Raw genomic sequence first — 24,610 nt, forward strand, 5'->3', positions numbered from 1 at the left:
TCGGCCAGATCGTCGCCGCCGCACTGGTGCTCCTACACATGGAAGCCGACCGCACCACGTGACACACAGTCACCGCACCGTTGCCCGGAAAGGCTCAATTCCTTGGTGAGATCACTTCGCTGCCTGTCGGATAGCCGACAGGCCCGCATGCGCTATCCGTGCTAGCCTTTCGTCGATTCGAGCAGGACTGGTGGTATTGCGATGGCGAGCCACCAAAGTTGGCTTATAGAATGGATTAGAACACATGCGCGGGAAGCTTCTGATCCGCTCGCTGTCGGCCATGTCGGCGGCGGTTTCTCTGGCGCTCGTCGGTAACGCAGGGGTTGCCCTCGCCAATGAGCCGCCGGGCGAGTCGTACTTTGTCGACGAAAACGGTGATGTAGTGGACGGCGAAGAGCTGGAGTTCACCTTCGTCGGTGAGCCCACCGAGGCCGAGGACGTCACGTCAGCGATGAAGTGCCCAGAGGTCGACGATCCGCCCGTCTACTCCGTGAAGTCTAAGCCGCACTTCATCAAGGACACCTCCGACCCTATGTCGACCTGGCTGGAGCCCGGACAGAGCGTGAGCTGGACCATGGAGAGTGAACACACTTTCAAACTCGGGGTCGAGGTCGGCGCCGAGGCCGAAGCCGGCGTGGTGCTGGCCAAGGCAAAAACGAGTCTCAAAATCAGCGCCGGCTACGAGTACAAATCCAAGACCGGCCGGAAAGTCACCGACAAGAACACCGGTAAAAAGGGTTACCGCGCAGTGCTCGGAAACAAGGGTTATCGAATCACCTACACAAAAACCGATATCGTTCCGCCGTGCAAAGTTAAGAAGACCACTGGTAGGATCGCCGCTCCGCAGGTCGGTGACCTCTCCATCGGCCGATTCAACAATTGACCAAAGGACCGGTGTAGCGTGACCGCATCACTCAGGCGGATCGGCGGCCTGATCGCCGTCGTGGTCGCCTTGACCGGCTGCACCACCGATGACCGCGATCCCGACGCGCCGTCGCCGACGAGTCCAACCTCGTCCGCGCCGGCGTCGACCTCCGCCGAGGCGGCGCTGGGCAAGGCAGCCGAGCAGCAACTCGCACGGGCGCTGGGCGACAGCGACGACGAAACCAGGTTCTCCAGCGGAAGTGGTCCACTGGCACCGGTTTTCGGCAATACCCTGCCCGACTCTCCCGGCATCGGCTCGATGACATTCGTGCTGGCCTGCACCGGCGGAGCCACGCTCGAGGTCTCATTCGCCGACAACGGCGCCGAGATCCCCGGCGCCCGCACCCGCCACTCCTGCGGCGACAAGATACTGCGGCGCAGCATCCCGACCACAGCCAGCAGCCATATCGGCTTCTCCGCCACCACGCAGACAACGGCGACCGGCGGCTACGCCTTCGCCTACCTGCCAGAAAAGTCCACATCCTAGGGCCGACCCGGACGGCCTGGCGCGGCTACTCGACGACGACGAACACGTCGACGTCGTCGACCTAGACGAGGAGTACGAACGCCTCTGAACATGACGCAGGGCCCCCCGATAGCTGGGGCGGCCCTGCGATGTTTCATGCCGACATGACCGAGCACCCCGCTGCCCGATATGGGAATCCGGTGGGTGCCGCGTGCGTCAAAGCTCACCGTCGATGACACGAGCGATCACCGTACGGCTCCGTAGCTGGCCTCGGCCGGTAGGTCGGGGCGGTCCAACGCGGCCAAGCCGACCGGTGAGCGCGGCACCGGCCAGCGTCAGCAACGTGCCTGCCTTGCTATCCACGCGAGCCAGCTCGCTGCGGATCTCGGTCACGGCGGTGTCCAACGGTCCGGGCCCGGCCTGGGCCTTGATTTGGGATTGACCCTGCTGCTTCACGGGAGTGGCGGGGCCCCCGTTGTGTGCGGGCCTCGCTCATGTCCGGGCCCGCTGATCGCGGACCGAGTGGTGCTCAGGTGTTGGGCACGTCGTACGGGTTGAACAGCTGGAACTGCATCGTCGGGAACTTGGCCCAGGCGGCGTCGAAGGTGACCGCCGGGGCGCCGAGCCGGTGCGCCACGGCCAAGACGAGGCCGTCGCCCAAGGCCAGCGTGCTGTTCTTCCGGTTCTTCGCCGGCGGCCAGACCACCGGGTTGCGGTGGGATTCAAGGATGCGGTCGCCGGCCCACGCCCCGTCCTCAGCGGTGACGGACTCCACGCGCAGATGCGCAGCCATGCTCACCAGCAGTTCCTCACGGGTGGCGGTGTTACCGCGCATCGGCGCCCCGTACAGCACCTCGGCGACCGCCGCCGACGGCAACACGGCCTCGACGTCCGGATGCTTGAGCAGGTTGTCGATCCGCTTCCACCGACCGGCCTCCTGCAACAGCCAGGCCAGGACCGCCGAGGTGTCGAAAACCAGGACGGTCTTACCCGCTGCGGCCGGGGCGCTCACACGCCGGGGAACAGCGCCGCGGCCAGCTTGGAGCTGCCGGTGTCGACGCCATCCCAGTCAGCCTCGTCGGTGTGCCGGACGCGCTGCTCCTCAGCCTCGCGCTGGGCACGCACGTACTCCCCGGAATCGCCGGCGTCGCCGCCGGTGTTCTTGGCCCACACCGCCTTGGCCAGCGCGCGGGCGGTGGTGACCCGCACGCCGGTGGCGTCGGTGATCCAGACCAGCCGGTCGCCGGGCTTCAGGTCCAGGGTGCGGCGCACCTCCAGGGGGATCTGCACCCGGTTGCCGGTGACCCGGCTCGGGATCGTCTCGGGCTCTGGACGGGCCAGCCCCACCTGCTGCATGAGTCAGCTCCCCTTCATCCGGCGGGGTTCAACAACCCCGCCCGCTTAGCCGTGCCCACCACACTACGCTGATCCTGGCTTGATCGGAATTCGCGCCATGTTCTTAGAACGCGCCGCACTTGTGGTCCGGTATGGTGCCTCTTGTCGGTAACGGTCATTACCGACAAGATTTTCAGCCGTCGCCGAGCCGGGTCAGGAGTCTGATGTCTGACGATTCCCCCGCCCTCACCGGCGACCTGCTGCCCGCCCCGAGACGACCCGGCCACGCCGTCGGCGGACCGTCCGGGCCGCTGCTGCCCGCCACGGCATCCGACCGCACCGACGCCGATGACCGGCTCGCCGAGCTGGCCACCCAGCGGCGGGACTGTCGGATTATCATCGGACACTCCCCTGGCCGGTTGATGCGAACCGATCAGCCGGCTAGGGCCACGGCGAGGTCGGCGGCGATGAGTTTGACCTGCCATTCCCGCGCGCCCAGCCCGCGCAGCTCCGCGGCGACCGTCTCCTTGCTGATCTCGTCCGGGGGCATCCAGGCCAGCCGGCGGACGGTGTCGGGTGTGATGAGGTTCTCCGGCGGCAGGGCCAGCGTGGACGCCGATCCGGTGACGACCTGGCGGCACCGGGCCAGCCGGGCGGCGGCTGCCGGGTCGCGTTCGTTCCAGCGGTGCGGCGGGGGAGGGCCGTCAGTGACTGGCTGGGTGGGCAGCTCGTTGTCGGGCAGCGCGCGGGCGTCGGCGAGCGCCCGCAGCCACACGCTGGCCAGGCGTCGGGTGGCCCGGCCGGCGTAGCCGGGGACGGCCATCAGGGAGCGTTCGTCGGCGGGGTCGGCTTCGGCGGCGGCGACGATGGCGGCGTCGGGCAGGATGCGCCCGGGGGCGGTGTCGCGGCGGCGGGCGAGGTCGTCGCGGGCCTGCCAGAGGGCGCGGACGCGGGCCTGGGCGCGCGGGCCGCGCAGTTTGTGCGCCCCGGAGGTGCGCCGCCAGGGGTCGACCCGTGGTTTGGGCGGTTGGCCGCCCCAGCGGACGAGCGCGGCGAACTCTTCGGCGGCCCATTCGTGTTTGCCCTGGGCGTGCAGCTCGGTGGCGAGGGCGTCGCGTAGTTCGACGAGCATCTCGACGTCGAGGGCGGCGTAGGTGAGCCAGGAGTCGGGCAGGGGGCGGGTGGACCAGTCGGCGGCGGAGTGGTGTTTCTCCAGCGTGTAGCCGAGCAGGGATTCGGTGAGGGCGGCCAGGCCGACGCGTTCGAAGCCGGCGATCCGGGCTGCCAGTTCGGTGTCGAACAGTCGTCGGGGTCGTAGGCCGACTTCGGCCAGGCACTGGAGGTCCTGGCTGGCGGCGTGCAGGACCCATTCGGTGTCGGCGATGGCGTCGTCGAGGACCCGCAGGTCGGCCAGGTCGATGGGGTCGATGAGGGCGGTGCCGGCGCCGGAGCGGCGCAGTTGGACGAGGTAGGCGCGCTGGCTGTAGCGGTAGCCGGAGGCGCGTTCGGCGTCGACGGCCACGGGGCCGGCGCCGGCGGCGAACCGGGCGGCGACCTCGGCGAGCCCGGGCGCGTCGATCACCGGTGTTGGCGTGCCCTCACGTGGAGCGACCAGCGGGGTGGAGGCGTCGGGGGCTCCGGTGCCCGAGGTGGCTGCGTCGCTCATCCGGACACCGTACGCGTCGGGTTAGTCGCTCCGACGCACCGGCGGCCTCGGCGCGTCGCCAGGCCGGGCGCGTCGCGGGCGGGCGGCGCTGGCCGGCCTGTGCGGCCGAGCGGTCAGACGCCCGAGTTGGCGCGACGGTCGCCGAGCGCGGTGACCCCTTCCGGCGGCAGGCCGGCGGTGGAGGCCAGGACGTCGCACCAGGCGGGCAGGTGCCCGGTGAGGTCGGGGTCGACGGGGCTCCACGAGGCCCTAAGTTCGTAGTCGCCGACGGCGGGCGGTCCTGCCAGCTCCCCGAAGCGGGTGGAGATGGTCTGGGTGACGGTGCCGCCGATGGCCCGGTGGGCGGCACGGTGTTGGGCGAGCGCGTCGATGAGCCAGCTCCAGCCGACGGCCGGGAGCATCGGATCGGCGGCCAGTTCGGGCTCCAGGTCGGCGGTGACGTACGTCACCAGCCGGATCGGGCCCTCCCACGCTTCGTGGCCTTCGGGGTCGTACAGCAGGATGAGTCGGCCGGTGGCCACCTCATCACTGTCCCGGCACACGGAGGCGCCAAGCGCGAAGGCGTACGGGGCCAGGCGCTGCGGGGCGGTGACCTCCGTCAACGTGATCTCGGCGCGTGGCTGGCACGTCCGCAATCCCGCCACCGCCCGGGCGAACGTGTCGGGAAGACCGGTCTGCGGCTGCATGACAGCAGAGCCTAGGGCTCGGTGGGTGCTCAACCGGCCCGGCACGCCGGCCGACGGCCCGCGCATGCGAGCATGGCGGTGATGTTAACGAGCCCCGCGACGAGCGAATCAGCGTTCCTGCGCGCCTGCCACGGCCTGCCCGTGCCGCACACCCCGGTGTGGTTCATGCGTCAGGCCGGTCGGTCGCTGCCTGAGTACCGGGCCATCCGCGCCGGTGTCGGCATGCTTGAGTCGTGCCGCCGGCCGGAGCTGGTCACCGAGATCACGTTGCAGCCGGTGCGTCGGCACGGGGTGGACGCGGCGATCCTGTTCAGCGACATCGTGGTGCCGGTGGCGGCCGCCGGGGTGGACCTGGACATCGTCGCGGGCACCGGGCCGGTGGTCACCGAGCCGGTCCGCACGGAGAAAGATCTTGAGCGGCTGCGTCCCCTGGTCGCCGGTGATGTCGACTTCGTGGCCGAGTCGGTGCGGCTGCTGACGGCCGAGCTGGGTGGCACGCCGCTGATCGGGTTCGCGGGGGCGCCGTTCACCCTGGCCAGCTATCTGGTCGAGGGCGGGCCGTCGCGCTCGCATGTGCTGACCAAGGCCCTTATGCATGGCGACCCGGAGCTGTGGCACGCGCTGTGCGAGCGGCTGGTCCAGATCACCGGCGAGTTCCTGCGGGTTCAGGTGGCCGCGGGCGTGTCGGCGGTGCAGCTGTTCGACTCGTGGGCCGGGGCGCTGTCGGAGGCGGACTACCGGACGTTCGTGCTGCCGCACTCGCAGGCAGTGTTGTCGTCGCTGGCCAGCGCGGGCGTCCCCCGGATCCACTTCGGCGTTGGCGCCGGGCACCTGCTGCCGGCGATGGCGTCGGCCGGGGTCGAGGTCGTCGGGGTGGACTGGCGGACGCCGTTGGACGTCGCCGCGCGTCTCGTCGGCCCGGACCAGGCGGTACAGGGGAACCTTGACCCGTGCCTGCTGTTCGCGCCGTGGCCGGTGATCGAGGCCGAGGTGCGCCGGGTGCTGGCCGAGGGCACGTCCGCGAGCGGGCATGTGTTCAATCTGGGACACGGCGTGATGCCCGACACCGACCCGGAGGTGCTGACCCGGGTCGTCGCCCTGGCGCACGAGCTGACCGCCTGACCGGCGGGTGAGTTCGTGGCGGGCCCGCGCCTAGGGCAGCGGACCCGCCACGAGTCCTTGAATGCCCCGGACCGGCTGCCGATCAGGTCAGGTGCGACGAGAGCGGCGTGGTTGCCCGTTTCGGGCGTGCCTGTACCTTCGGCGGGCGCAGCGCCAGCATAAGCCAACTGAAAAAATCAGCGGGAAGTCTAATGACTTTCTGTCGCGATCCGATCTCGATCTGTACATGGCCCCATGGACGGGGTCGCCTGATCAGAAGGAGATCCCCCTATGCTGGCCTACCTCTCCGCTCTCCTCGAACGGACTCGGGATGACCGCGGCGCGACCGCCGTCGAGTACGGCCTCATGGTCGCGTTGATCGCCGTAGCCATCATCGCCACTGTCACCCTGCTCGGCGGAAGCCTCGACGGCCTGTTCCAGGACGTCGACGACGCCGTCACCACCCCCTGATCCACGCGCCGTGAGGGCGCCGGGCGGTTCGCCGACGCCTCCACAGACTCCCGCCGGTTCCGGCGCCCAGGTTGTACCCCCGTGCGACCTGGGCCCGGGACCGGCGGGGCCGTCCCTCACACCAAGGAGCCGCCACGTGCGCGCGACGCTTCGGTTCCGCCAGGGCGACGACCGGGGCGCCGCCGCCGTCGAGATGGCCCTGGTCCTGCCGTTGCTGCTGCTCATGTTGTTCGGGATCATCGACTTCGGACGGATGTTCAACGCCCAGATCGCTCTCACCGAGGCCGCCCGTGAGGGGGCCCGGGCCGAGTCCCTGGGGGCCGCCGGCGCGGCCCGTATCGAGGCGGTCCTCGGCGTCGGCGTCGCCACCCCTGTCATCGAGACCTGCCCGGACGTCCCCGGCGCCGAGGACAACGCCACCGTCGAGCTGACCCAGGCGTTCGACCCGGTCACCCCGTTGGGACCGATGGTCGGCGGGATCATCCTGACCGCCACCGGAGTGATGCCATGCGCCGGCTGACCCGCGCCGTCCTGCGCCGCGCGCGTGCCGCCGTCGGACCCGGTCGCCGTGGGGGCTCCGAACACGGCGCGGCCGCCGCGATCGTCGCGATCGTCGCCGGCATGGGCGTCATGATGGGCATGGGCGCCGTCGTCATCGACGTCGGCCGCCTCTACGCCGAACGTGAGCAACTCCTCAGCGGCGCGGACGCCGCCGCACGGGCGCTGGCCGAGCAGTGTGTGCGGACCGCCGCCGACTGTGGACAGAACGCCACCGCGCAGGGTTTCGCCAACGCCAACGCCAACGACGGCACCGCCGGCGTCGCCGCGATCTGCGGCAACGGCCCGAACCTCAGCCCCGGCTGCCCGGCGCCCACCAACCTCACCGGCTGCCTCGGCGAGGCGCCCGCGGACATCAACTACGTCGAGGCGCACACCGAAACCCAGATCCAGGGCGGCGGCAGCATCCTGCCCGGCACCTTCATCAAGGCCCTCACCGGCGGCGCATACGCCGGCGCGACCGTCGCCGCGTGCGCCCGCGCGGCCTGGGGCCCGCCGGCGCGCGCCCGAGGACTCAGCCTCACCTTCTCGGTCTGCGAATGGAACGATCTGACCGGCGACGGGCTCAACCTGTGGCCGTCGGGCGGCGGCACGCCACCGGCGTCCAGCGAACGCGTCGTCACGTTCCACACCACCAAGAGCCTGTCGGGCTGCCCGGCCGGCCCGTCCGGGTGGGACGCCCCGGGCAGCTTCGGCTGGCTCGACGAGGACGGCACCGGCCTGTGCGAGGTGACCGTCGACGACGACGGCAGCTACGGCGGCGACCCGGGCGCCTCGGCGTCGCAGAACTGCCGCACCGCGCTCGACTCACTGCACGAGGACCGGGTCGAGATCCCGATCCCGATCTACGACGGGGTGCGGGGCGCCGGCTCGAACACCGAGTACCACCTGGCCGGCTTCGCCTCGTTCGTCCTCACCGGCTACCGCTTTCCGGGCGCCTCCGCCAACTCCTGGCTCCCCGGCGGGACCGTCTGCCCCAACACGCACGGCGGTTCGACCACATATGTCTGCGGATACTTCACCAGCGGGCGTCTGCTGCCGATAGGGCAGATAGCCACCTCCGGAGCGAACTTCGGCGTGGTCGTGGTCGACCTTGTCGGATAGCGCGGGGGATTGAGGTAACGGATGAAACGGCGGCTGCTCGCGGTGCTGGTCGCCCTGCTGCTGGCGGTCGTCGGCTGCCTGGCCGTCGTCGTCTACGTGCGCTCGGCCGACGAACGGGCGGTCGCCGGCAGGGACCCGGTGAAGGTGCTCGTGGCCGCCAAACGCATCCCGGCCGGCACCAGCGGGGCGAGCCTGCGCGCCGGCGGCTACGTCGAGCAGGTCATCATGCCCCGGGCCACCGTGCCCGCCACCGCGATCAGCGAACTGAGCATCACCCTGGACATCCTGGCCGTCACCGCCGACATCCAGCCCAGCCAGCTGCTGCTGCGCGGCATGTTCGGCGAGCCCACCAAGCTCACCGGCGGCCTGGCGCTGCCCGAAGGCAAACTCGCCGTCAGCGTCGAGGTCAGCGCCGCGGCCCGGGTCGCCGGGTTCGTCAAGCCGGGCGCCAACATCGCCATCTTCAACACCTTCACCGTCCGCGCCGGCAAGGGCCGCATCCCGTCCGGTGACACCTCCATCAACAGCAACGCCGCCAACAACCACGCCACCCGGGTGCTGCTGCCCCGGGTCGAGGTGATCGCCGTCGGCGAACAGGGCACGCCCGGATCGGTCGCCGGGGCCACCCCGTCCGCCTCGGACGCCCCCGCCAAGGCCAAGACCAACGCCACCATCGTCGTCACGGTCGGGGTGATCCAGTCCGACGCCGAGCGCCTCATCCACGCCGCCCAGACCGGCACCCTCTACCTGGCCCTGCTCGACGACACCGCCACGATCGCACCAGGGCTGGGCGTCGACAACAACACCCTGTTCCCGTGAGAGGCCACTGATGACGATCTACTGTGAGCCTCCCGGCGGCGCCCCGCGGCCGGAAGGTCTGCCGGGTCAGGTGACCCCCGTCGACGACTTCGCCGCCCTGGACCAGGCGCTCGCCGCGCAGCCCGACACCCAACTCGTGGTGCTGGGACCCGGCGTGGCGATGGCCGAGGCGCTGCGGTTCGCCTCCGGCCAGCGCATCGCCCACCCCAGCCTCGGCGTGGTGCTGCTCCGCGGCGTCGTCGAGCTGGCCGTGCTCGCCGAGGCGATCCGCGCGGGCGTCCGCGAGGTCGTGCCGGCGTCCGAGCCGGCCGCCCTGGCGCTGGCCTGCGAGCGGTCGTTGGACCTCTCCCGTCAGCTCGGCGCCACCGTGCGTCCGATCGCCGGCGGACCGGAGTCACGCGAGGCCAAGCTCATCACTGTCTTCGCCGGCAAGGGCGGCTGCGGGAAGTCCACCGTGTCGACGAACCTCGCGGCGATCCTGGCCGCCGGGGGCAGCCGTCGGGTCCTGCTCATCGACCTGGACCTGCAGTTCGGCGACGTGGCGATCATGCTTCAGCTGGAGCCCGAGCGCAGCATCGCCGACGCCATCCCGATGGCCGGGCGGCTCGACGAGGCGGCGGTGCGCTCGCTGCTGACCAAGTACCGTCCTGGCCTGGACGCCCTGCTCGCGCCGGCCGGCCCGGCCGAGGGCGACCACGTCACCCGGGAACTCATCGGCGAGATCATCGGGGTGGCCCGGCAGATGTTCGACTACATCGTCGTCGACACCCCGCCGTACTTCAGCGACCAGGTGCTGGCCACCCTGGACCTCACCGACTGGTTCGCCCTGGTCGTCACCCCGGACCTGCCGACGCTCAAGAGCGTGCGGTTGACCCAGGACATGTTCGAGCTGCTGGAGTACCCGAAGGAGCGCCGGCTGGCGATCCTCAACCGGGCCGACTCGCAGGTCGGGCTGACGATCTCGGACATCGAGAAGGCGGTCGGCATGTCGATGAACGTGCTCATGCCCTCGTCGCGGGACGTGCCGCTGTCGGTCAACCGGGGCGTCCCCATCGCGGTGGACAACCCCAACCACCCGGTGTCGCGCTCCATCAAGGAGCTGGCCGACCGCTGCACCGGCGAGTCCAGCCGGCCGGCCACCCACCGGCGCGGCTTCAAGGTGTTCGGACGGAGGGGCTAACGATGGGTCTGGCAGATCGACTCTCCGGCGGCCTCGGCAGCAACCGGGCGCCCGAAGCGGCCCCATCGGCCGACGGCGACAGCGCACCGACCGTCCAGGGCGCCGCCTCGGCGGCGGGCCTGGCGGAACCGGTAGAGGGCGACCGGGGCCGTGGCGGCGACCGGTACCGGGCCGCCGGCCGTCCGATCAGCGACAAGGTCGTCGAGGTCAAGGCCCGGCTCCAGCGCACCCTGGCCGACATTCTCGGGCCGAAGCTCTACGACGCGGAGAGCGGCGGGGACGACCTTGAGGGGCTGGTCCGGCAGACGTTGTCGGAGCTGCTGGCCCGGGAGGAGACCCCGCTCACCACAGCCGACCGGGCCCGGATCACCCAGGAGGTCCACGACGACATCCTGGGCCACGGCCCGATCGAGCCGCTGTTGCGTGACACCGACATCAGCGAGGTCATGGTCAACGGCCCGCACCAGATCTATGTGGAGCGCTCCGGCCGCCTGGTGCGCGCCGACGTCGAGTTCGCCGACGAGACGCACCTGCGCCGGGTCATCGACCGGATCGTCTCCCGGGTCGGCCGCCGCGTCGACGAGGCCAGCCCGATGGTCGACGCCCGCCTGCCCGACGGCTCGCGGGTCAACGCCATCGTCCCGCCGATCGCCCTGGACGGCTCGTCGCTGACGATCCGTAAGTTCTCCAAGGACCCGTTCAGCGTCGAGGACCTCATCACGTTCGGCACCCTCACCCGGCAGACCGCCGAGCTGCTGCGCGCCTGTATCCGCGGCCGGCTCAACGTGGTCGTCTCCGGCGGCACCGGCTCGGGCAAGACAACCACCCTCAACGTGCTGTCCAGCTTCATCCCCCACGACGAGCGGATCGTCACCGTCGAGGACGCCGCCGAGCTGCAACTACACCAGGACCATGTGGTGCGGCTGGAGTCCCGTCCGTCGAACGTGGAGGGCCGTGGCCAGATCAGCGCCCGGGACCTGGTGAAGAACTCGCTGCGGATGCGCCCGGACCGGATCGTCGTCGGCGAGGTCCGCGACGGCGCCGCCCTGGACATGCTCCAGGCCATGAACACCGGCCACGACGGCTCGCTCACCACCCTGCACGCCAACACGCCCCGGGACGCCCTGGCCCGCCTGGAGACCATGGTCCTCATGGCCGGGATGGACCTGCCGGTGCGCGCCATTCGCGAGCAGGTCGCCTCCGCTGTGGACCTGATTATCCAGGTCAGTCGGCTCAAGGACGGCAGCCGCAAGATCACTCACATCACCGAGGTGATCGGCATGGAGGCCGACATCGTCACCCTCCAGGACCTGTTCATCTTCGACTTCAAGGCCGGCCAGGACGCCCACGGCAAGTTCCGTGGCATCCTCGGCCCGACCGGCCTGCGGCCCCGCTTCCTGGAGAACCTCGCCGCCTACGGCGTCACCCTGCCGCCGGAGACCTTCATGGCGGGCGGCCTGAGATGACCGTCCGCCGGCTGCCAGCCCTGGCCGCCGCCGCGGCGGCCCTGTGCGCGCTCGCCACGCTCGCCTTGACGCCGGCAGCGGCGGGCGCCGACGGGCCTGCCGTCGCCGTGACCGGGGTGCAGGCCACCCCCGGGGCGGTCGAGTTCTTCCTGGCTGCCAGCGCCCTGCCGGCCGGCGTGTCGTTGGCCGACGCCACCGTCACCGTCCACGCTGGGCAGACCCCGCTGCACAGCACCGTGCGCGCCGTCGGCGGCGCCGCGGGTCCGGACGCGCCCCGTCGGGCCGTCGTGCTGGTGCTCGACACCAGCGGCTCGATGGCCAACGACGACCGGATCGGCGCCGCCCGCGCCGCCGCCCTCGACTACGCCGCCACCGCCCCCGAGGGCGTCTGGCTCGGCCTGGTCACCGTCTCCGACGTCGCCCGCGCCATGATCGCCCCAACGGCCAACCGGCCGGCCTTCACCGCCGCGGTGAACGGGCTGACCGCCACCGGCAAGACCGCGCTCTACGACGGGGTCGAGGCGGCCCGGGCGATGCTCGACCCGAGGCAGACCCCCGGCGCAGCGGCGTTCGTCGAACGACGCGTCGTCGTGCTCTCCGATGGCGAGGACACCGCCTCGACGACCCGCTACGACCGGCTCGCCGGCGACCTCTCCCGCGCCACCGCCATCGTCGACGCAGTCGCCTTCGGCGAAGCCGACCAGGCTGAGCTTGCGGGTCTGACCGGCCCGACCGGCGGCGAGGTCTTCCCAGCGGCGAACGCGGCTGGCCTGCGGGCGGTGTTCCGGACCATGGCCGCCGGTCTCACCCCGCCGCTCATCGTGCGGGCCACTGTCCCGCCGCAGCTCAGCGGCCAGAGCACCACGCTCCAGGTCAGCGTGGCGGTCGGCGGCACGACGTTGGCGGCCAGCGTCCCGACCCAACTGCGCGCCGACCCGGCGGCCGCCACCGGACCGGAGAGTTTCCAGGTCAGCGGCGCCACCGGGCTCAGCCCGACCGTTCTCGCCGCCGTCGTCGGCGTCGCCCTGTTCGCGCTGGTGCTGGTGACCCTGCTGCCGCTGGTGGGCCGCAGCGAGGTCCAGCAGCGGCTCAGTCGGCTCGACCGGTTCGTCCCGCAGCGCGGCGCGAAGACGTCCGCGGCCGGCAGCAACCAGATGCTCGCCGCCGCCCTGTCTTTCTCCGAGCGGGCCGTGCGCCGCCCCGACCGCCGCGAACGTATCGAACTGGCCCTGGACCGGGCCGGCAGCAACCTGCGGGCGGCCGAGTGGCAGCTCATCCGGGCTGGGGTCGCCGCCGGCGGCGCGATCGTCGGCGCGCTGATCCTGCCGGTCATCGTGGGCCTGCCCCTGGGCGCGATCGTCGGCTGGCTCGGCAGCGCCGGGTACCTGAGGTTCCGCGCCGGACGGCGCACCCGCAGATTCGCCGAGCAGCTGCCCGAGTCGCTGCAGCTGGTCGTCGGCTCGCTGCGCTCCGGGTTCTCGCTGCCACAGTCGATCGACGCGTTGGTGCGTGAGGGCGCCGAGCCGGTAGCCAGCGAACTGGGCCGCGCGCTGGCCGAGACCCGACTCGGCGGCGACCTTGAGGACGCTCTGGAGAAGGTCGGCGAGCGCAACGGCAGCCAGGACATGCGCTGGCTGGTGATGGCGATCCGGATCCAACGCGAGGTCGGCGGCAACCTGTCCGAGGTGCTGGAGACCGCTGTGGAGACGATGCGCGAGCGGGGTCGGCTGTTCCGGCACGTGCGTGCCCTGTCCGCCGAGGGCCGGCTGTCGGCGATGGTGCTGCTGGGTATGCCGATCGTGCTGGGCCTGTGGATGTTCTTCTTCCGCAACGAGTACGTCCGCCCGCTCTACACCGAGCCGCTGGGCATCGCGATGCTCGTCGCCTCCACTGTCATGATCGGGATCGGGGCGTTCTGGCTCAGTCGCATCGTCAAGGTGGAGGTCTAGATGCCGCCAGGTGGCGTGATCCTGCTCATCGGACTTGCCGGGGTAGCCGGCGCCCTCGTCATCGTCGTGCTCGCTCTGGTCGGCGTCAGTGGGGCTCAGGCCGACATCCAACGTTCGCTCGCGGCGCTGGACCGGGCCCGCCCGGTCGGCGGCTACGTCGCCCCCCGGGACCGGTCCCTGCGTGAGCGGGTCGGCGCCCCGCTGGGGGCCAGGCTCGGCGGGCTCGGTCGGGCGCTGACGCCCGGCGCCGCGGTGGTGCGGCTGCAACGGCACCTGGACTACGCCGGCAACCCGCCGGCGTGGCCGGTGGAACGGGTCATCCCCGCTAAGGGCGTGGCACTGGCGGTCGGGGCCGTCTTCGGCGGCCTGGTCGGCGCGGCTTTCGGCGGTGGGCGTGGCGCGGTGCTCGGCGTCATCGGAGGGGCGTTGCTCGGGCTGTTCGCCCCGGACCTCATGGTCTACAACCTGGGGCTCAAGCGGCAGCAGGAGATGGTCGGATCGCTTCCGGACATCCTGGACACCCTGGTCATCAGCGTCGAGGCTGGGCTCGGCTTCGACGCGGCCGTCGCGCAGGTCGCCCAGAACGCCCGCGGTCCGCTCGCCCGCGAGTTCGTCCGGGTGCTCCAGGAGATGCAGATCGGCAAGTCGCGCTCGCAGTCGCTACGGGCGCTTGCCGAGCGCACCACGGTGCCGGAGCTGCGGACCTTCGTCACCGCCGTCGTGCAGGCCGGAGACCTGGGCGTGCCGATCGGCGGGGTGCTGCGCGAGCAGTCCAAAGAGATGCGCCTGCGCCGCCGCCAGCGCGCCGAGGAACTGGCCCAGAAGGTCCCGATCAAGATCCTGTTCCCGGTGCTGTTCTTCATCTTCCCCTCCCTGTTCGTCGTCATCCTCGGCCCCGCCGTCCTCGAAATGATCGAAGTCTTCTCCAAGTAACCCCGCCCCTCCCGCCCCAGGCTGTTGACCATGACTCCTGCCGCGTGAATCACGGCCGATTCATCCGCAGCGGTCATGGTCAACGCCGCTTGGGGTTGGGGCCCGGGTGGGGTGATGGTTGGGGGTGGTGGTTGGGTGGGGGTATGGGGCTGGATCGGGTCGCGGTTGTCGGTGGGGGGATCACTGGTCTGGCCGCCGCGTTGCGGGTTCGGCAGCGTCTGCCGGGCGCCCGGATCACCGTGTACGAAGGCAGCCCGGCTCTCGGGGGCAAATTGCGCACCGGGACGCTCGACGGGCGCCAGGTCGAGCTGGGCGCCGAGGCGTTCCTGTGCCGTGACCCCGCCGGCGGCGACTCCGCCGTCCTCGCCCTGGCCCGCGAGCTGGGCCTGGGCGACGAACTCGTCCACCCGGCCACCGGGCGCGCCGCCATTGCCGTCAACGGGCTGCTGCTGCCCATCCCCGCCGGCACCCTCGTCGGCGTCCCCGGCGACCCGGGCGCGCTGCCGCCGCTGGCCCACCCCACCGCCGACGACCGGGACACCGGCGCCCCGCTGCTCGGCCCCGACGAGGACGTCGCCGTCGGCGCCCTGGTGCGGGCCCGGCTCGGCGACGAGGTCGCCGACCGGCTCGTCGACCCGATGCTCGGCGGCGTCTACGCCGGCCGCGCCGACCACCTCTCCCTGGCCGCTACCATGCCTGGCCTGGCCCGGGCCTGCCGCCAGGAACACACCCTCGCCGGCGCCGTCCGGCACGCCCTCGGCGCGCTGCCCCGCAGCCCCGGGCAGCCGGTCTTCGCCACCATCGCCGGCGGCCTCACCCGCCTCGTGGACGCCACCGCGGCTGCCACCGCCGCCCGGATCTCGCTGGGCGCCCCGGTGCGCGAGCTGAGCCGCGACGGCCACCAGTGGCGCCTGGTCCACGGCCCCACCCGCGCCCCGGTCGTCGAGAACGCCGACGCCGTCATCCTCGCCGTGCCCGCCCGACCCGCCGCCCGGCTGCTCGACCAGCTCGAACCCGGCGCCGCCGGCCTGGTCGGCGCGCTCGACTACGCCAGCCTGGCGCTGGTGACGTTCGTCCTACCGGCCGGCGCCACGCTGCCCGAGCTGTCCGGACTGCTCGCCCCCGCCTCGCCCGAGCTGCTCGTCAAAGCCGCCACGTTCTTCAGCGCCAAATGGGAGCACCTACGCCAGCACGACGGCGCCGTGCTGCTGCGGGCCTCGGTCGGCCGGCACGGCGACGAACGCGCCCTGCAACGCGACGACGACGCCCTCGCCGCCGCCGTCCTGGGCGACCTCAACCGGCTGCTGCCCGCGCCGCTGCCCGCGCCGCTGGCCAGCCACGTCCAACGGTGGGGCGGCGCGCTGCCGCAGTACCGCCCCGGCCACCTGGACCGGGTCGCCGCCGCCCGCGCCGCGCTCGCCGCCCACCCCACCCTGGCCCTGGCCGGCGCCGCCTACGACGGCGTCGGCATCCCCGTCTGCGTCAAGTCCGGCCAGGCGGCCGCCGACCACATCATGCAAGCACTCACCGAGGGGACACCATGAGCGAGCCCAACGCCGACCAGTCCAACGCCGCCCGCCTACGCGAGCTGAACGCCACCGTCCGGTACACCATGTGGTCGGTGTTCCGCGCCGACAGCCCGCTGCCGGCGCTGCGCGAGAACCTCGTGGACGAAGTGGACGGGCTGCTGGCGGCGCTCGCCGACAAGGGCGTCGAGGTGCGCGGCACGTATGACGTCTCCGGCCTGCGCGCCGACGCCGACGTCATGGTGTGGTGGCACGCCGAGTCCAGCGACACCCTCCAGGAGGCGTACGGGGCGCTGCGGCGCAGCGCGTTCGGCCGGCACCTGGCGCCGGTGTGGTCGCAGATGGCGCTGCACCGGCCGGCCGAGTTCAACCGCAGCCACATCCCGGCCTTTCTGGCCGGGGAGCCGGCGCGTTCTTACGTGTGCGTGTACCCGTTCGTCCGCTCCTACGAGTGGTACCTGCTGCCGGACGCCGAGCGCCGGGAGCTGTTGGCCGAGCACGGTCAGATGGCCCGCGGCTACCCCGACGTGCGCGCCAACACCGTCGCCTCGTTCGCCCTCGGCGACTACGAGTGGATGCTGGCGTTCGAGGCCGACGAGCTGCACCGCATCGTCGACCTCATGCGGGACCTACGCGCCTCCCGGGCCCGCCGGCACGTGCGCGAGGAGGTGCCGTTCTACACCGGGCGCCGCCGCTCCATGGCCGAGATCATCGCCGCCCTGCCCTGACCCCCGCCGGCGGCGCCAGCGCGAAAAGGCGTGGCCAGGGTGGCCGTCAGCCCGTACGCTGCCGCAGGCTGAACCAACAGAAAGCGGGCAGCGTAGGTGTTGATCAGACTGTTACGCCGACATCTGCGGCCGTACCGGGGACAGTTGGCGGTGCTGCTGGCCCTTCAGCTGGCCGGCACGATGGCCGCGCTCTACCTTCCACGGCTGAACGCCGACATCATCGACCTCGGCATCGCCAGGACCGACACCGGTTACATCGTGCGCACCGGCGGCTGGATGCTGCTGGTCTCCGCGCTACAGATCACCTGTTCGATCGCGGCGGTGTACGTCGGGGCGAAGACGGCGATGGGGTTCGGCCGGGACCTGCGGGCCGCGATCTTCAGCCGGGTCGGGGGTTTCTCCAGTAGGGAGATGGCCCGCTTCGGCGCCCCGTCGCTGATCACCCGGACGACCAACGACGTCCAGCAGGTGCAGATGCTGCTGGTCGTCACGTTGACGATGATGGTCACCACCCCGATCATGGCGGTCGGCGGCGTGACCATGGCGTTGCGTGAGGACGTCGGGCTTTCCTGGCTGATGCTGGTCGTGGTGCCGGCGATGGTGCTGTCCGTCGGGCTGATCATCTCCCGGATGGCGCCGGAGTTCCGTGCCATGCAGGTGCGCATCGACGAGGTGAACCGGGTCCTACGCGAGCAGCTCACCGGCATCCGGGTGGTCCGCGCCTTCGTCCGCGAGCCGCACGAGTCCCGTCGGTTCGCCGCGGCGAACGCCGACCTGACCGCGACCGCGCTGCGGGTCGGCCGGCTACAGGCCCGGATCTTCCCCACGGTGATGTTCGTCTTCAACGCCTCCAGCATCGCGGTGCTGTGGTTCGGCGCGTCCCGGGTGGACGCCGGCGCCCTGAACATCGGCGCCCTGACCGCGTTCCTGCAGTACCTGGTGCTGATCCTGATGTCGGTGATGATGGCGACGTTCATGGCGATGATGGTGCCGCGGGCGGTGGTCTGCGCCGAGCGGATCGCCGAGGTGCTGGCGACCGAGTCGACGCTGGTCACCGCCGCCGTGCCGGTGACGCGGACGCAGACGCGCGCCACGGTCGAGTTTCGATCGGTCAGTCTGCGGTATCCCGGCGCCGACGCGCCGGTGCTGCGTGATGTGTCGTTCGTGGCGCGGGCCGGTCAGACCACGGCGATCATCGGGAGCACCGGCGCCGGCAAGACGACCCTGCTGTCGTTGATTCCGCGGCTGTTCGACGTCACCTCCGGCGCGGTGCTGGTGGGCGGTGTCGACGTGCGTGAGCTGGACCCGGATACGTTGTGGCGCCTGATCGGACTGACCCCGCAGCGCCCCTACCTGTTCTCCGGCACCGTCGCCAGCAACCTGCGCTACGGGGACCCGGACGCCTCCGACGACAAGCTCTGGCGCTGCCTTGACATCGCGCAGGCGCGCGACTTCGTCGCAGCGATGCCAGCGGGGTTGGACGCCGAGATCGCCCAGGGCGGCACGAACGTCTCCGGCGGCCAGCGGCAGCGGCTCGCGATCGCCCGCGCGCTGGCGCGGGAGCCGGAGATCTACCTGTTTGACGACTCGTTCTCGGCCCTGGACCTGACCACCGACGCCCAGCTGCGCGCGGCGTTGCGGCAGGTCACCGCGGACGCGGCGCTGATCGTGGTGGCGCAGCGGGTCTCCACCATCATCGACGCCGACCAGATTCTGGTGCTGGAGGACGGGGAGGTGGTCGGGGTCGGCCGGCACGCGGAGCTGCTGAAGACCTGTCCCACCTACGCTGAGATCGCGCAGTCGCAGCGCGGCGTGGGAGCGAGCGCATGAGCCAGCAGCCCAAGTCCGTGCCGGGCCGGCTGCCGGCCGGGGCGCGCCCGGGCGGGCCCCCGCACGCGCACGTCGGCATGCCCGCCGAGAAGCCGATGACGTTCTGGCCGTCGGCGCTGCGGCTGATCCGGCGCCTTCGGCCCTACCGGGTCCGGCTGGCGCTGGTCGTCGCGTTCGGCGCGGCCAGCGTGGCGCTGTCGGTGTACGTGCCGCTGGTGTTGGGGCGGGCCACCGACATCGTCTTCACCGGCGTCTTCGGACAGCGTCTGCCCGCCGGCGCCAGCCGGGAACAGGTCGTCGCCGACGCCCGCGCGGCCGGCGACGGCGAGCTGGCGGCGATGCTCGAGCGGATGCAGGTGGTTCCCGGCGTGGGAATCGACTTCGACGAGCTGTCGCGGGTGTTGGCGTTCGCGGCCGTCCTGGCCGCGCTGGCCAGCGTCCTGCTGTGGGTGCAGGGTTACCTGCTGGCCGGCACGGTGCAGCCGGCGATGCTCCAGCTGCGTGCCGAGGTCGAGGCCAAGCTGCACCGGCTGCCGTTGCCGTACTTCGACCGCCAGGGCCGCGGCGAGCTGCTCAGCCGGGTCACCAACGACATCGACAACATCGCCCAGACGCTGCAGCAGACGCTCAGCCAGCTGCTGACCTCGCTGCTGACCGTCGTCGGCGTCATAGTCATGATGTTCGTCATCTCGCCCACGCTGGCGCTGATCGCATTGGTGGCGGTGCCGCTGTCAGTGCTGCTGACCCAACAGATCGCCCGGCGCTCGCAGCCCAAGTTCGTCGCCCAGTGGGCGCACACCGGCGCCCTCAACGCCCACATCGAGGAGGCGTTCACCGGACACGAGCTGGTGAAGGTCTTCGGCCGGCGCCAGCAGGTCGAGGCGAGCTTCGCCGAGCGCAACGACGCTCTGTTCACCGCCTCGTTCGGCGCCCAGTTCGTCTCCGGCATCATCATGCCGTCGATGATGTTCATCGGGAACCTCAGTTACGTGGCGGTGGCGGTCGTGGGCGGGCTGCGGGTGGCCTCCGGCGCGATCTCCCTCGGCGACGTGCAGGCGTTCATCCAGTACTCGCGCCAGTTCACCCAGCCGCTGACCCAGGTGGCCGCGATGGCGAACCTGATGCAGTCCGGGGTGGCCTCCGCGGAGCGGGTCTTCGACCTGCTGGACGCTGACGAGCAGAGCCCGGACCCCGCCGAGCCGGCGGTGATCGCCCAGGCCCAGGGCCGGGTGGCCTTCGAGGACGTGTCGTTCCGCTATCGCGCGGACGAGCCGCTGATCGAGGAGCTGTCGCTGGTGGTCGAGCCGGGACAGACCGTCGCGATCGTCGGCCCGACCGGCGCGGGCAAGACCACCCTGGTCAACCTGATCATGCGTTTCTACGAGGTGGGCACCGGCCGGATCACCCTCGACGGCGCCGACATCGCCCAGCTCCGTCGGGACGCCCTGCGCGGTCAGATCGGGATGGTGCTGCAGGACGCCTGGCTGTTCGGCGGAACTATTCGCGACAACATCCGCTACGGCCGGCCGGAAGCCACCGAGGAGCAGGTCCGCTCCGCCGCGACCGCCGCGTTCGTCGACCGGTTCGCGCACAGCCTGCCCGCCGGATACGACACGGTGATCGACGAGGAGGGCGGCAACATCTCCGCCGGGGAGAAGCAGCTGATCACGATCGCCCGCGCGTTCCTGGCCGACCCGCCGCTGCTGATCCTCGACGAGGCGACCAGCTCGGTGGACACCCGCACCGAGCTATTGGTGCAGCAGGCCATGGCGGCGCTGCGGTCGAACCGGACCAGCTTCGTGATCGCCCACCGGCTGTCCACCATCCGGGACGCCGACCGGATCCTGGTGATGGAGCACGGCCGGATCGTGGAGCAGGGCGCCCACGACGACCTGATCGCGGCGCGGGGCGCCTACTTCACCCTCTACAACGCCCAGTTCGCCAAGGCACTGGTAAATGACGACCAACCCCCGAGTTAACACGCCAGCAGGGCTTCGGTCGGGTTGCGTCGGACGGGCTCAGCGCCGAACGTGGAGTCCGGGACGGCGCATCGGCAGGTGGGGGATGCCGTCCTCCATGAACCCTGGGCCGTCGACCACGAACCCGAACCCGGCGTAGAAGCCCGCCAGGTGCGCCTGCGCCGACAGGACGACCGGCCGGTCGCCGGACAGCCGCAGCGCCTCGGTCATCAGCCGTTGCGCCAGGCCACTGCCGCGCGCCGCAGGCGCCACCACGACCCGGCCGATCCGGGCCACGCCGTCGGGATCGCCGAGGACACGCAGGCAGCCCAGCACGTTGCCCACGCGGTCGGCGGCCCAGACATGTCTGGCACCGGCCTCACGGTCCCGGCCGTCAAGGTCCTGGTAGGGGCAGTTCTGTTCAACGACGAAGACCTCCGCGCGCAGCCGCAGGATCTCGTACAGGTCGGCGGCATCCAGCTCGGCGAAGCTGGCGACGCGCAGCAGCGGTTCGGTCACGGCGGCGATCCTACGACGCCCGGCGGCGGCGCCCTTGGCAGGGCGGCGGGTGATGTCGCTGACTAGGCCGAGGCTGGGGCGGGACCATGGCCGACGTCGGTCGCCGCTCCCTCATACCACGAGAGTGTGTCCGACGTAGCCGATGGGCGGACGTCTGCCGGCCGGTGTTGTCGCGCGGCTGTCTAGCGGAACAGGCGGTGGAGCTGGGCGTCGATCAGCGCTAACGCTTGGGCGGTTGCGGTAAGAGCCCCGCCCCTTCCAGGCAGCCTGAGGACGGCAGCTCGCTCGATCGAGACTGGCAAACAGCTCCCTACCGATGTCGACCTTCACGCCTGGTGCGAGCGCTGCAACGCGCTGGTCGACTTGCCCGACTTGGTGGCGAAGGTTTCCACGACATCGAGGGCTTCTTCAAGTACCTAGCTCCGCTACTGGTACGACTTCCTCGACGCGCCCGACGACACCGAGGAAACCATTGCTAGTAAGCAGCAGCGCACCCAGCTTGTGATGGGAGTCCCTTCAAAGCGTGTGCACGTCATCCTCGAAGACCGGGCGCTGTGGACCTGGATGGGCACCGCCGACGTCCAAGCTGAGCAACTGACCCACCTGCTCGTCTGCCTCACCCTGCCGCACGTTCAGCTCGGCATCTTACCCGCGACAGGGAAACGGACCGCTATCCCGATGACCGGGTTCTGGATCTTCGACACGGCCGTGGTCGCCATTGAGACGCCCTCCGCGGCTATCACCATCACTCAGCCGCAGGAGGGACGAGCTTGGACGGTGGCGCCCTGACCAGCCAGGGGCCGTGGGCGTGGCGGTCCTGATCGGCTCCACGCGCTCAGCGTGGCGTGTATCTGCCGGCGCTGGCCGTCTTCGCGGTGATGTCGACCCGTCGCGGGGTGAGGCCGGAGGTGGTCGCGAACCGGTCCAGGGCGGCGGTGACGCGTTCGCCGAGTTCGGGCACGTCGGCGCTGCCGGCGATGTCGAGGCGGACCCACACGTCAGGGTCCGGGGCGTGTCCGGTGAGGCTCACCGCCGCGTGTCGGATGTGCCGGTCCCGCGCCAGGTCGTGTTCCAGCGACCGGGCGAGAACCCGGGCGGCGACGGTGACCTCGCCCCGGACCACCGGGCGGGCGCTGTCGGGGCTGTCGGCGGGTAGGTCGGTCGCGGCGGGGCCGCCGGCCCGCAGGCGCAGGTCCGGGAGCGCGGGTTGGGAGCGCCGCCGCGTCTGAGCCAGGAACAAGCGCACGCCCAGCAGCGCGACCACCAGTCCGGCGATGACAACAGTCGTGGGTCCCCACGGGCCGAGGTCGTGCCAGCGTTGGATTGCCGAAACCGGCAGCAGGACGGCGGAGGTCTCCACCCCCGGCAGAGCGCCACGGTTGGCGAGGATGATGGCGCCGCCTGCGATGGCCAGCAGCGCGCCGATGACCGTCCACATGATGCGGTTGGCTCTGTTGGTCATGTGACTCTCCGGGCCCGGTTCAGCCGGACCGCGACACGCTCGTCCGGCATGGTGACGGCGAGGCGGCCGAGTTCGGCGCGGGTCGCGGCCAGGACGGCCGGACGGCTGGCCCGGTCCCCGGACGCCCGTACTTTCAGCCTGCTGCGGCGTTCGGGGCCGCGGACCCGAACCCGGCACTGACTGACCCCGGGGACACGGTCGACGGCTGCGGCGACCCGACGCTGGACGCCGGAGCGTCGTAGGCGCCAGTCCGCCATGGCGGTGTCTACGTTCTCGGGCGGCCACGGCCTTACCTGGGCCACCAGGATCAGCAGACCTGCCAGCCCGACGGTCACCGCGACTCCCAACACGATGCCGTCGCCTATACGGGTGCTGGTGAGCGCGGCGTGCCAGTCGTCGCGCGGCACCAGCAACGTTGGCCCCCCCGACGCCACGAGCAGCGCCTCGACGGCCGCGACCAGCCCGGCGACGGCGAGAGCCAAACCCAACACCATGGCGGCCAACCTGTTCGTCACCCGCATCGCTGACCTCTCCTGCCGTTCACGGCGTCCCCATCCGCCCAGCGGGCTCCGGCGTGCCCGGGGCGCCCGCCGACGCCGGCTCGCCAACCTCCGCGGCAGCCGTGGCGACGCCGGTGAGGTACGCGCGGTCCTCAATGTCGGCGACAACGACGTGCAGCGGTCGCTGGTCCTGGTGGGCGCGCAGGATGCGGGTGGCGGTGGCGGCCACGGTGTCGGCGACTGGTTGCGCGGGAAGGCGGTCCACGCTCACGTACAGCTCCACCCGGTCGGCGCCGAGCCGTACGCCGTCGATGCGGCCGCCCGGGTACTGCGTCGAGACGTAGGTGGCGCCGTCACCGGGAACGAGCCGACCTACCCCCGGCACAGCTTCGGCCGCCGCCGACAACGCAGCGGCCAGGGCCACTGTGTCGTGCGTGTTCACTGGACCCGCTGCTCCCGGGCGCCGCCGTCGTCCTCGTTCAGGCCCTCGACGTGGATGTCATCGACGCTGATGTTGACCTCTACCACCGTCAGGCCCGTCATTCCCTCGACCCGGTCGATGACGTTTCGGCGAACGGCGTCGGAGACGTCGGCGATGCTCTGCCCGTACCACGTCACGATGTCCAGATCGACGGCTGCTTCCCGCTCGCCGACCTCGACCGCCACTCCCTGGGCGGGGGTCGGGTCGGTGCCGGGCATCACCGATCGGAGTTTTCCGACGCCACGTGCCATGCCGCTGCCCATGGAATGCACGCCAGGAATCTCGCGGGCGGCCAGCCCGGCGACCTTCTGGACGACCATGTCAGCGATGGTGGTCTTGCCGTGCTCGCTGACCAGCTGTGCGTGCGCCGTGTTGGCGCCGGGCCGGGTGGACACACCGCTTCCCGGCCGGCTGGGGCCGCTGCCCGACGGCGACTGCTGCATCTTCTTCGAGTTTGGCTCGCGGCTTTCGCCGCGGGAAGCCTCGGACTGCGCGGCGCTCTGACGCGCCTCGGTGGCACTGGTCATGACGACTCCCTTGTCGATATACCGGATCCCGAGATGTCAACGCCCGTGTGGGCTCAGGAAATGGAACCGCTCCACCAGGTCGGGCACGCTCAGCCGGCCAGTGACCAGCGCGGCGACAAACCATCCGGCGGCCCCCAGCAGCAGGGCAGCGAACGTTGCTGCCAAACCCGCCACCGCCCACAGCGCGGCGGAGAGGAAACCCACCAAGAATGCGAACTGCTGAGTAGACATGCCAACCTCTGTCCCTTGCGGCGTCGCCGGGCGTGCGCCTCAGCGCCGGATGGGCGGTAGTTCGGCGTCGCGGCCGCCAGTTGCGCTCACTGACGCCTGTGGCCAGGTCGGATTGTTCACTTGGGTGCGGAACGCCTCGACCTCAACGTACGCCCTTGGCCGGTTGGTTTCAGCGAATCGGGCGATGCCT

General features: G+C 71.2%; 25 protein-coding genes and 1 pseudogene. 16 read left to right on the plus strand and 10 right to left on the minus strand.

Features of this window, described 5'->3' with window-relative positions; genetic code table 11:
* The first annotated feature begins 244 nt into the window (after positions 1-244).
* Both ABD287_RS15810 and ABD287_RS15815 read left to right on the plus strand, forming a co-directional pair.
* Positions 245-883 carry a hypothetical protein gene (locus ABD287_RS15810; RefSeq protein ID WP_344173820.1) on the plus strand — a complete coding sequence of 213 codons (639 nt, stop codon included), beginning with the start codon at positions 245-247 and terminating at the stop codon, positions 881-883.
* An 18-nt stretch (positions 884-901) separates the two neighbouring features.
* Positions 902-1,411: a hypothetical protein gene (locus ABD287_RS15815; RefSeq protein ID WP_344173822.1), complete on the plus strand. Its 510-nt coding sequence runs from the start codon at positions 902-904 to the stop codon at positions 1,409-1,411.
* 508 nt (positions 1,412-1,919) lie between these two features.
* Here ABD287_RS15815 and ABD287_RS15820 read toward each other — a convergent pair.
* The 4 genes from ABD287_RS15820 to ABD287_RS15835 form a co-directional block, all read right to left on the minus strand.
* Positions 1,920-2,402: a PIN domain-containing protein gene (locus ABD287_RS15820; RefSeq protein ID WP_344173824.1), complete on the minus strand. Its 483-nt coding sequence runs from the start codon at positions 2,400-2,402 to the stop codon at positions 1,920-1,922.
* Positions 2,399-2,746: an AbrB/MazE/SpoVT family DNA-binding domain-containing protein gene (locus ABD287_RS15825; RefSeq protein ID WP_344173826.1), complete on the minus strand. Its 348-nt coding sequence runs from the start codon at positions 2,744-2,746 to the stop codon at positions 2,399-2,401. The genes ABD287_RS15820 and ABD287_RS15825 overlap by 4 nt, the downstream gene beginning before the upstream one ends.
* 412 nt (positions 2,747-3,158) lie before the next feature.
* On the minus strand, positions 3,159-4,391 hold the full coding sequence (locus ABD287_RS15830; RefSeq protein WP_344173828.1) for an HRDC domain-containing protein: 1,233 nt from the start codon (positions 4,389-4,391) through the stop codon (positions 3,159-3,161).
* Between the two features lie 113 nt (positions 4,392-4,504).
* Complete coding sequence (locus ABD287_RS15835; RefSeq protein ID WP_344173830.1) at positions 4,505-5,077, minus strand: DUF3000 domain-containing protein; 573 nt, start codon at positions 5,075-5,077, stop codon at positions 4,505-4,507.
* A 72-nt stretch (positions 5,078-5,149) separates the two neighbouring features.
* On the opposite strand from ABD287_RS15835, the gene hemE reads away from it, so the two are divergent.
* From hemE to ABD287_RS15900, 13 genes are all read left to right on the plus strand, one after another.
* Positions 5,150-6,199 (plus strand): uroporphyrinogen decarboxylase, encoded by a 1,050-nt coding sequence (hemE, locus tag ABD287_RS15840; RefSeq protein WP_344173832.1) that lies wholly within the window; start codon positions 5,150-5,152, stop codon positions 6,197-6,199.
* A 270-nt stretch (positions 6,200-6,469) separates the two neighbouring features.
* The gene (locus ABD287_RS15845) at positions 6,470-6,649 is read left to right on the plus strand and encodes a Flp family type IVb pilin (protein ID WP_344173834.1); all 180 of its coding nucleotides are present in this window, start codon (positions 6,470-6,472) and stop codon (positions 6,647-6,649) included.
* Between the two features lie 136 nt (positions 6,650-6,785).
* Positions 6,786-7,169 (plus strand): TadE/TadG family type IV pilus assembly protein, encoded by a 384-nt coding sequence (locus ABD287_RS15850; RefSeq protein WP_344173836.1) that lies wholly within the window; start codon positions 6,786-6,788, stop codon positions 7,167-7,169.
* Positions 7,157-8,311 (plus strand): pilus assembly protein TadG-related protein, encoded by a 1,155-nt coding sequence (locus ABD287_RS15855; protein ID WP_344173838.1) that lies wholly within the window; start codon positions 7,157-7,159, stop codon positions 8,309-8,311. Before ABD287_RS15850 ends, ABD287_RS15855 begins: the two co-directional genes overlap by 13 nt.
* A gap of 21 nt (positions 8,312-8,332) precedes the next feature.
* A complete protein-coding gene (gene cpaB / locus ABD287_RS15860) occupies positions 8,333-9,130 on the plus strand; it encodes a Flp pilus assembly protein CpaB (protein WP_344173840.1) in 798 nt (265 codons plus the stop codon).
* 10 nt (positions 9,131-9,140) lie between these two features.
* Entirely contained in the window at positions 9,141-10,310 is a 1,170-nt protein-coding gene (locus ABD287_RS15865; RefSeq protein ID WP_344173842.1) for a CpaE/TadZ family protein, read from the plus strand.
* A gap of 2 nt (positions 10,311-10,312) precedes the next feature.
* Positions 10,313-11,776: a TadA family conjugal transfer-associated ATPase gene (locus tag ABD287_RS15870; RefSeq protein ID WP_344173844.1), complete on the plus strand. Its 1,464-nt coding sequence runs from the start codon at positions 10,313-10,315 to the stop codon at positions 11,774-11,776.
* Entirely contained in the window at positions 11,773-13,725 is a 1,953-nt protein-coding gene (locus ABD287_RS15875; RefSeq protein WP_344173846.1) for a VWA domain-containing protein, read from the plus strand. The genes ABD287_RS15870 and ABD287_RS15875 overlap by 4 nt, the downstream gene beginning before the upstream one ends.
* Positions 13,726-14,658 (plus strand): type II secretion system F family protein, encoded by a 933-nt coding sequence (locus tag ABD287_RS15880; RefSeq protein WP_344173848.1) that lies wholly within the window; start codon positions 13,726-13,728, stop codon positions 14,656-14,658.
* 143 nt (positions 14,659-14,801) lie between these two features.
* Complete coding sequence (hemG, locus tag ABD287_RS15885; protein WP_344173850.1) at positions 14,802-16,202, plus strand: protoporphyrinogen oxidase; 1,401 nt, start codon at positions 14,802-14,804, stop codon at positions 16,200-16,202.
* Positions 16,199-16,912, plus strand: coding sequence for a hydrogen peroxide-dependent heme synthase (hemQ, locus tag ABD287_RS15890; protein WP_344173852.1), 714 nt, complete (start codon positions 16,199-16,201; stop codon positions 16,910-16,912). Before hemG ends, hemQ begins: the two co-directional genes overlap by 4 nt.
* A gap of 96 nt (positions 16,913-17,008) precedes the next feature.
* On the plus strand, positions 17,009-18,742 hold the full coding sequence (locus tag ABD287_RS15895; protein WP_344173854.1) for an ABC transporter ATP-binding protein: 1,734 nt from the start codon (positions 17,009-17,011) through the stop codon (positions 18,740-18,742).
* The gene (locus tag ABD287_RS15900; RefSeq protein ID WP_344173856.1) at positions 18,739-20,721 is read left to right on the plus strand and encodes an ABC transporter ATP-binding protein; all 1,983 of its coding nucleotides are present in this window, start codon (positions 18,739-18,741) and stop codon (positions 20,719-20,721) included. Before ABD287_RS15895 ends, ABD287_RS15900 begins: the two co-directional genes overlap by 4 nt.
* A 39-nt stretch (positions 20,722-20,760) precedes the next feature.
* Here ABD287_RS15900 and ABD287_RS15905 read toward each other — a convergent pair whose 3' ends face one another.
* The gene (locus ABD287_RS15905; protein ID WP_344173858.1) at positions 20,761-21,219 is read right to left on the minus strand and encodes a GNAT family N-acetyltransferase; all 459 of its coding nucleotides are present in this window, start codon (positions 21,217-21,219) and stop codon (positions 20,761-20,763) included.
* A 462-nt stretch (positions 21,220-21,681) separates the two neighbouring features.
* Between ABD287_RS15905 and ABD287_RS15910 the strand changes: the two are divergent.
* Positions 21,682-22,008, plus strand: a pseudogene (locus tag ABD287_RS15910) (Scr1 family TA system antitoxin-like transcriptional regulator); the annotation flags it as partial.
* Between the two features lie 46 nt (positions 22,009-22,054).
* Here ABD287_RS15910 and ABD287_RS15915 read toward each other — a convergent pair.
* From ABD287_RS15915 to ABD287_RS15935, 5 genes are read right to left on the minus strand one after another with little or no spacing between them, the layout of a single operon-like run.
* Entirely contained in the window at positions 22,055-22,681 is a 627-nt protein-coding gene (locus tag ABD287_RS15915) for an Asp23/Gls24 family envelope stress response protein (protein ID WP_344173860.1), read from the minus strand.
* Positions 22,678-23,202 carry a hypothetical protein gene (locus tag ABD287_RS15920; RefSeq protein ID WP_344173861.1) on the minus strand — a complete coding sequence of 175 codons (525 nt, stop codon included), beginning with the start codon at positions 23,200-23,202 and terminating at the stop codon, positions 22,678-22,680. Before ABD287_RS15920 ends, ABD287_RS15915 begins: the two co-directional genes overlap by 4 nt.
* A 19-nt stretch (positions 23,203-23,221) precedes the next feature.
* Complete coding sequence (locus ABD287_RS15925; protein WP_344173863.1) at positions 23,222-23,623, minus strand: hypothetical protein; 402 nt, start codon at positions 23,621-23,623, stop codon at positions 23,222-23,224.
* Positions 23,620-24,189, minus strand: coding sequence for an Asp23/Gls24 family envelope stress response protein (locus tag ABD287_RS15930; RefSeq protein ID WP_344173865.1), 570 nt, complete (start codon positions 24,187-24,189; stop codon positions 23,620-23,622). The genes ABD287_RS15925 and ABD287_RS15930 overlap by 4 nt, the downstream gene beginning before the upstream one ends.
* A gap of 36 nt (positions 24,190-24,225) precedes the next feature.
* The gene (locus ABD287_RS15935) at positions 24,226-24,420 is read right to left on the minus strand and encodes a hypothetical protein (protein WP_344173867.1); all 195 of its coding nucleotides are present in this window, start codon (positions 24,418-24,420) and stop codon (positions 24,226-24,228) included.
* Positions 24,421-24,610 lie beyond the last annotated feature (190 nt).

Origin of the sequence: Pilimelia columellifera subsp. columellifera, from assembly GCF_039532605.1 — a bacterium.
GTDB classification, from domain to species: Bacteria; Actinomycetota; Actinomycetes; order Mycobacteriales; family Micromonosporaceae; genus Pilimelia; species Pilimelia columellifera.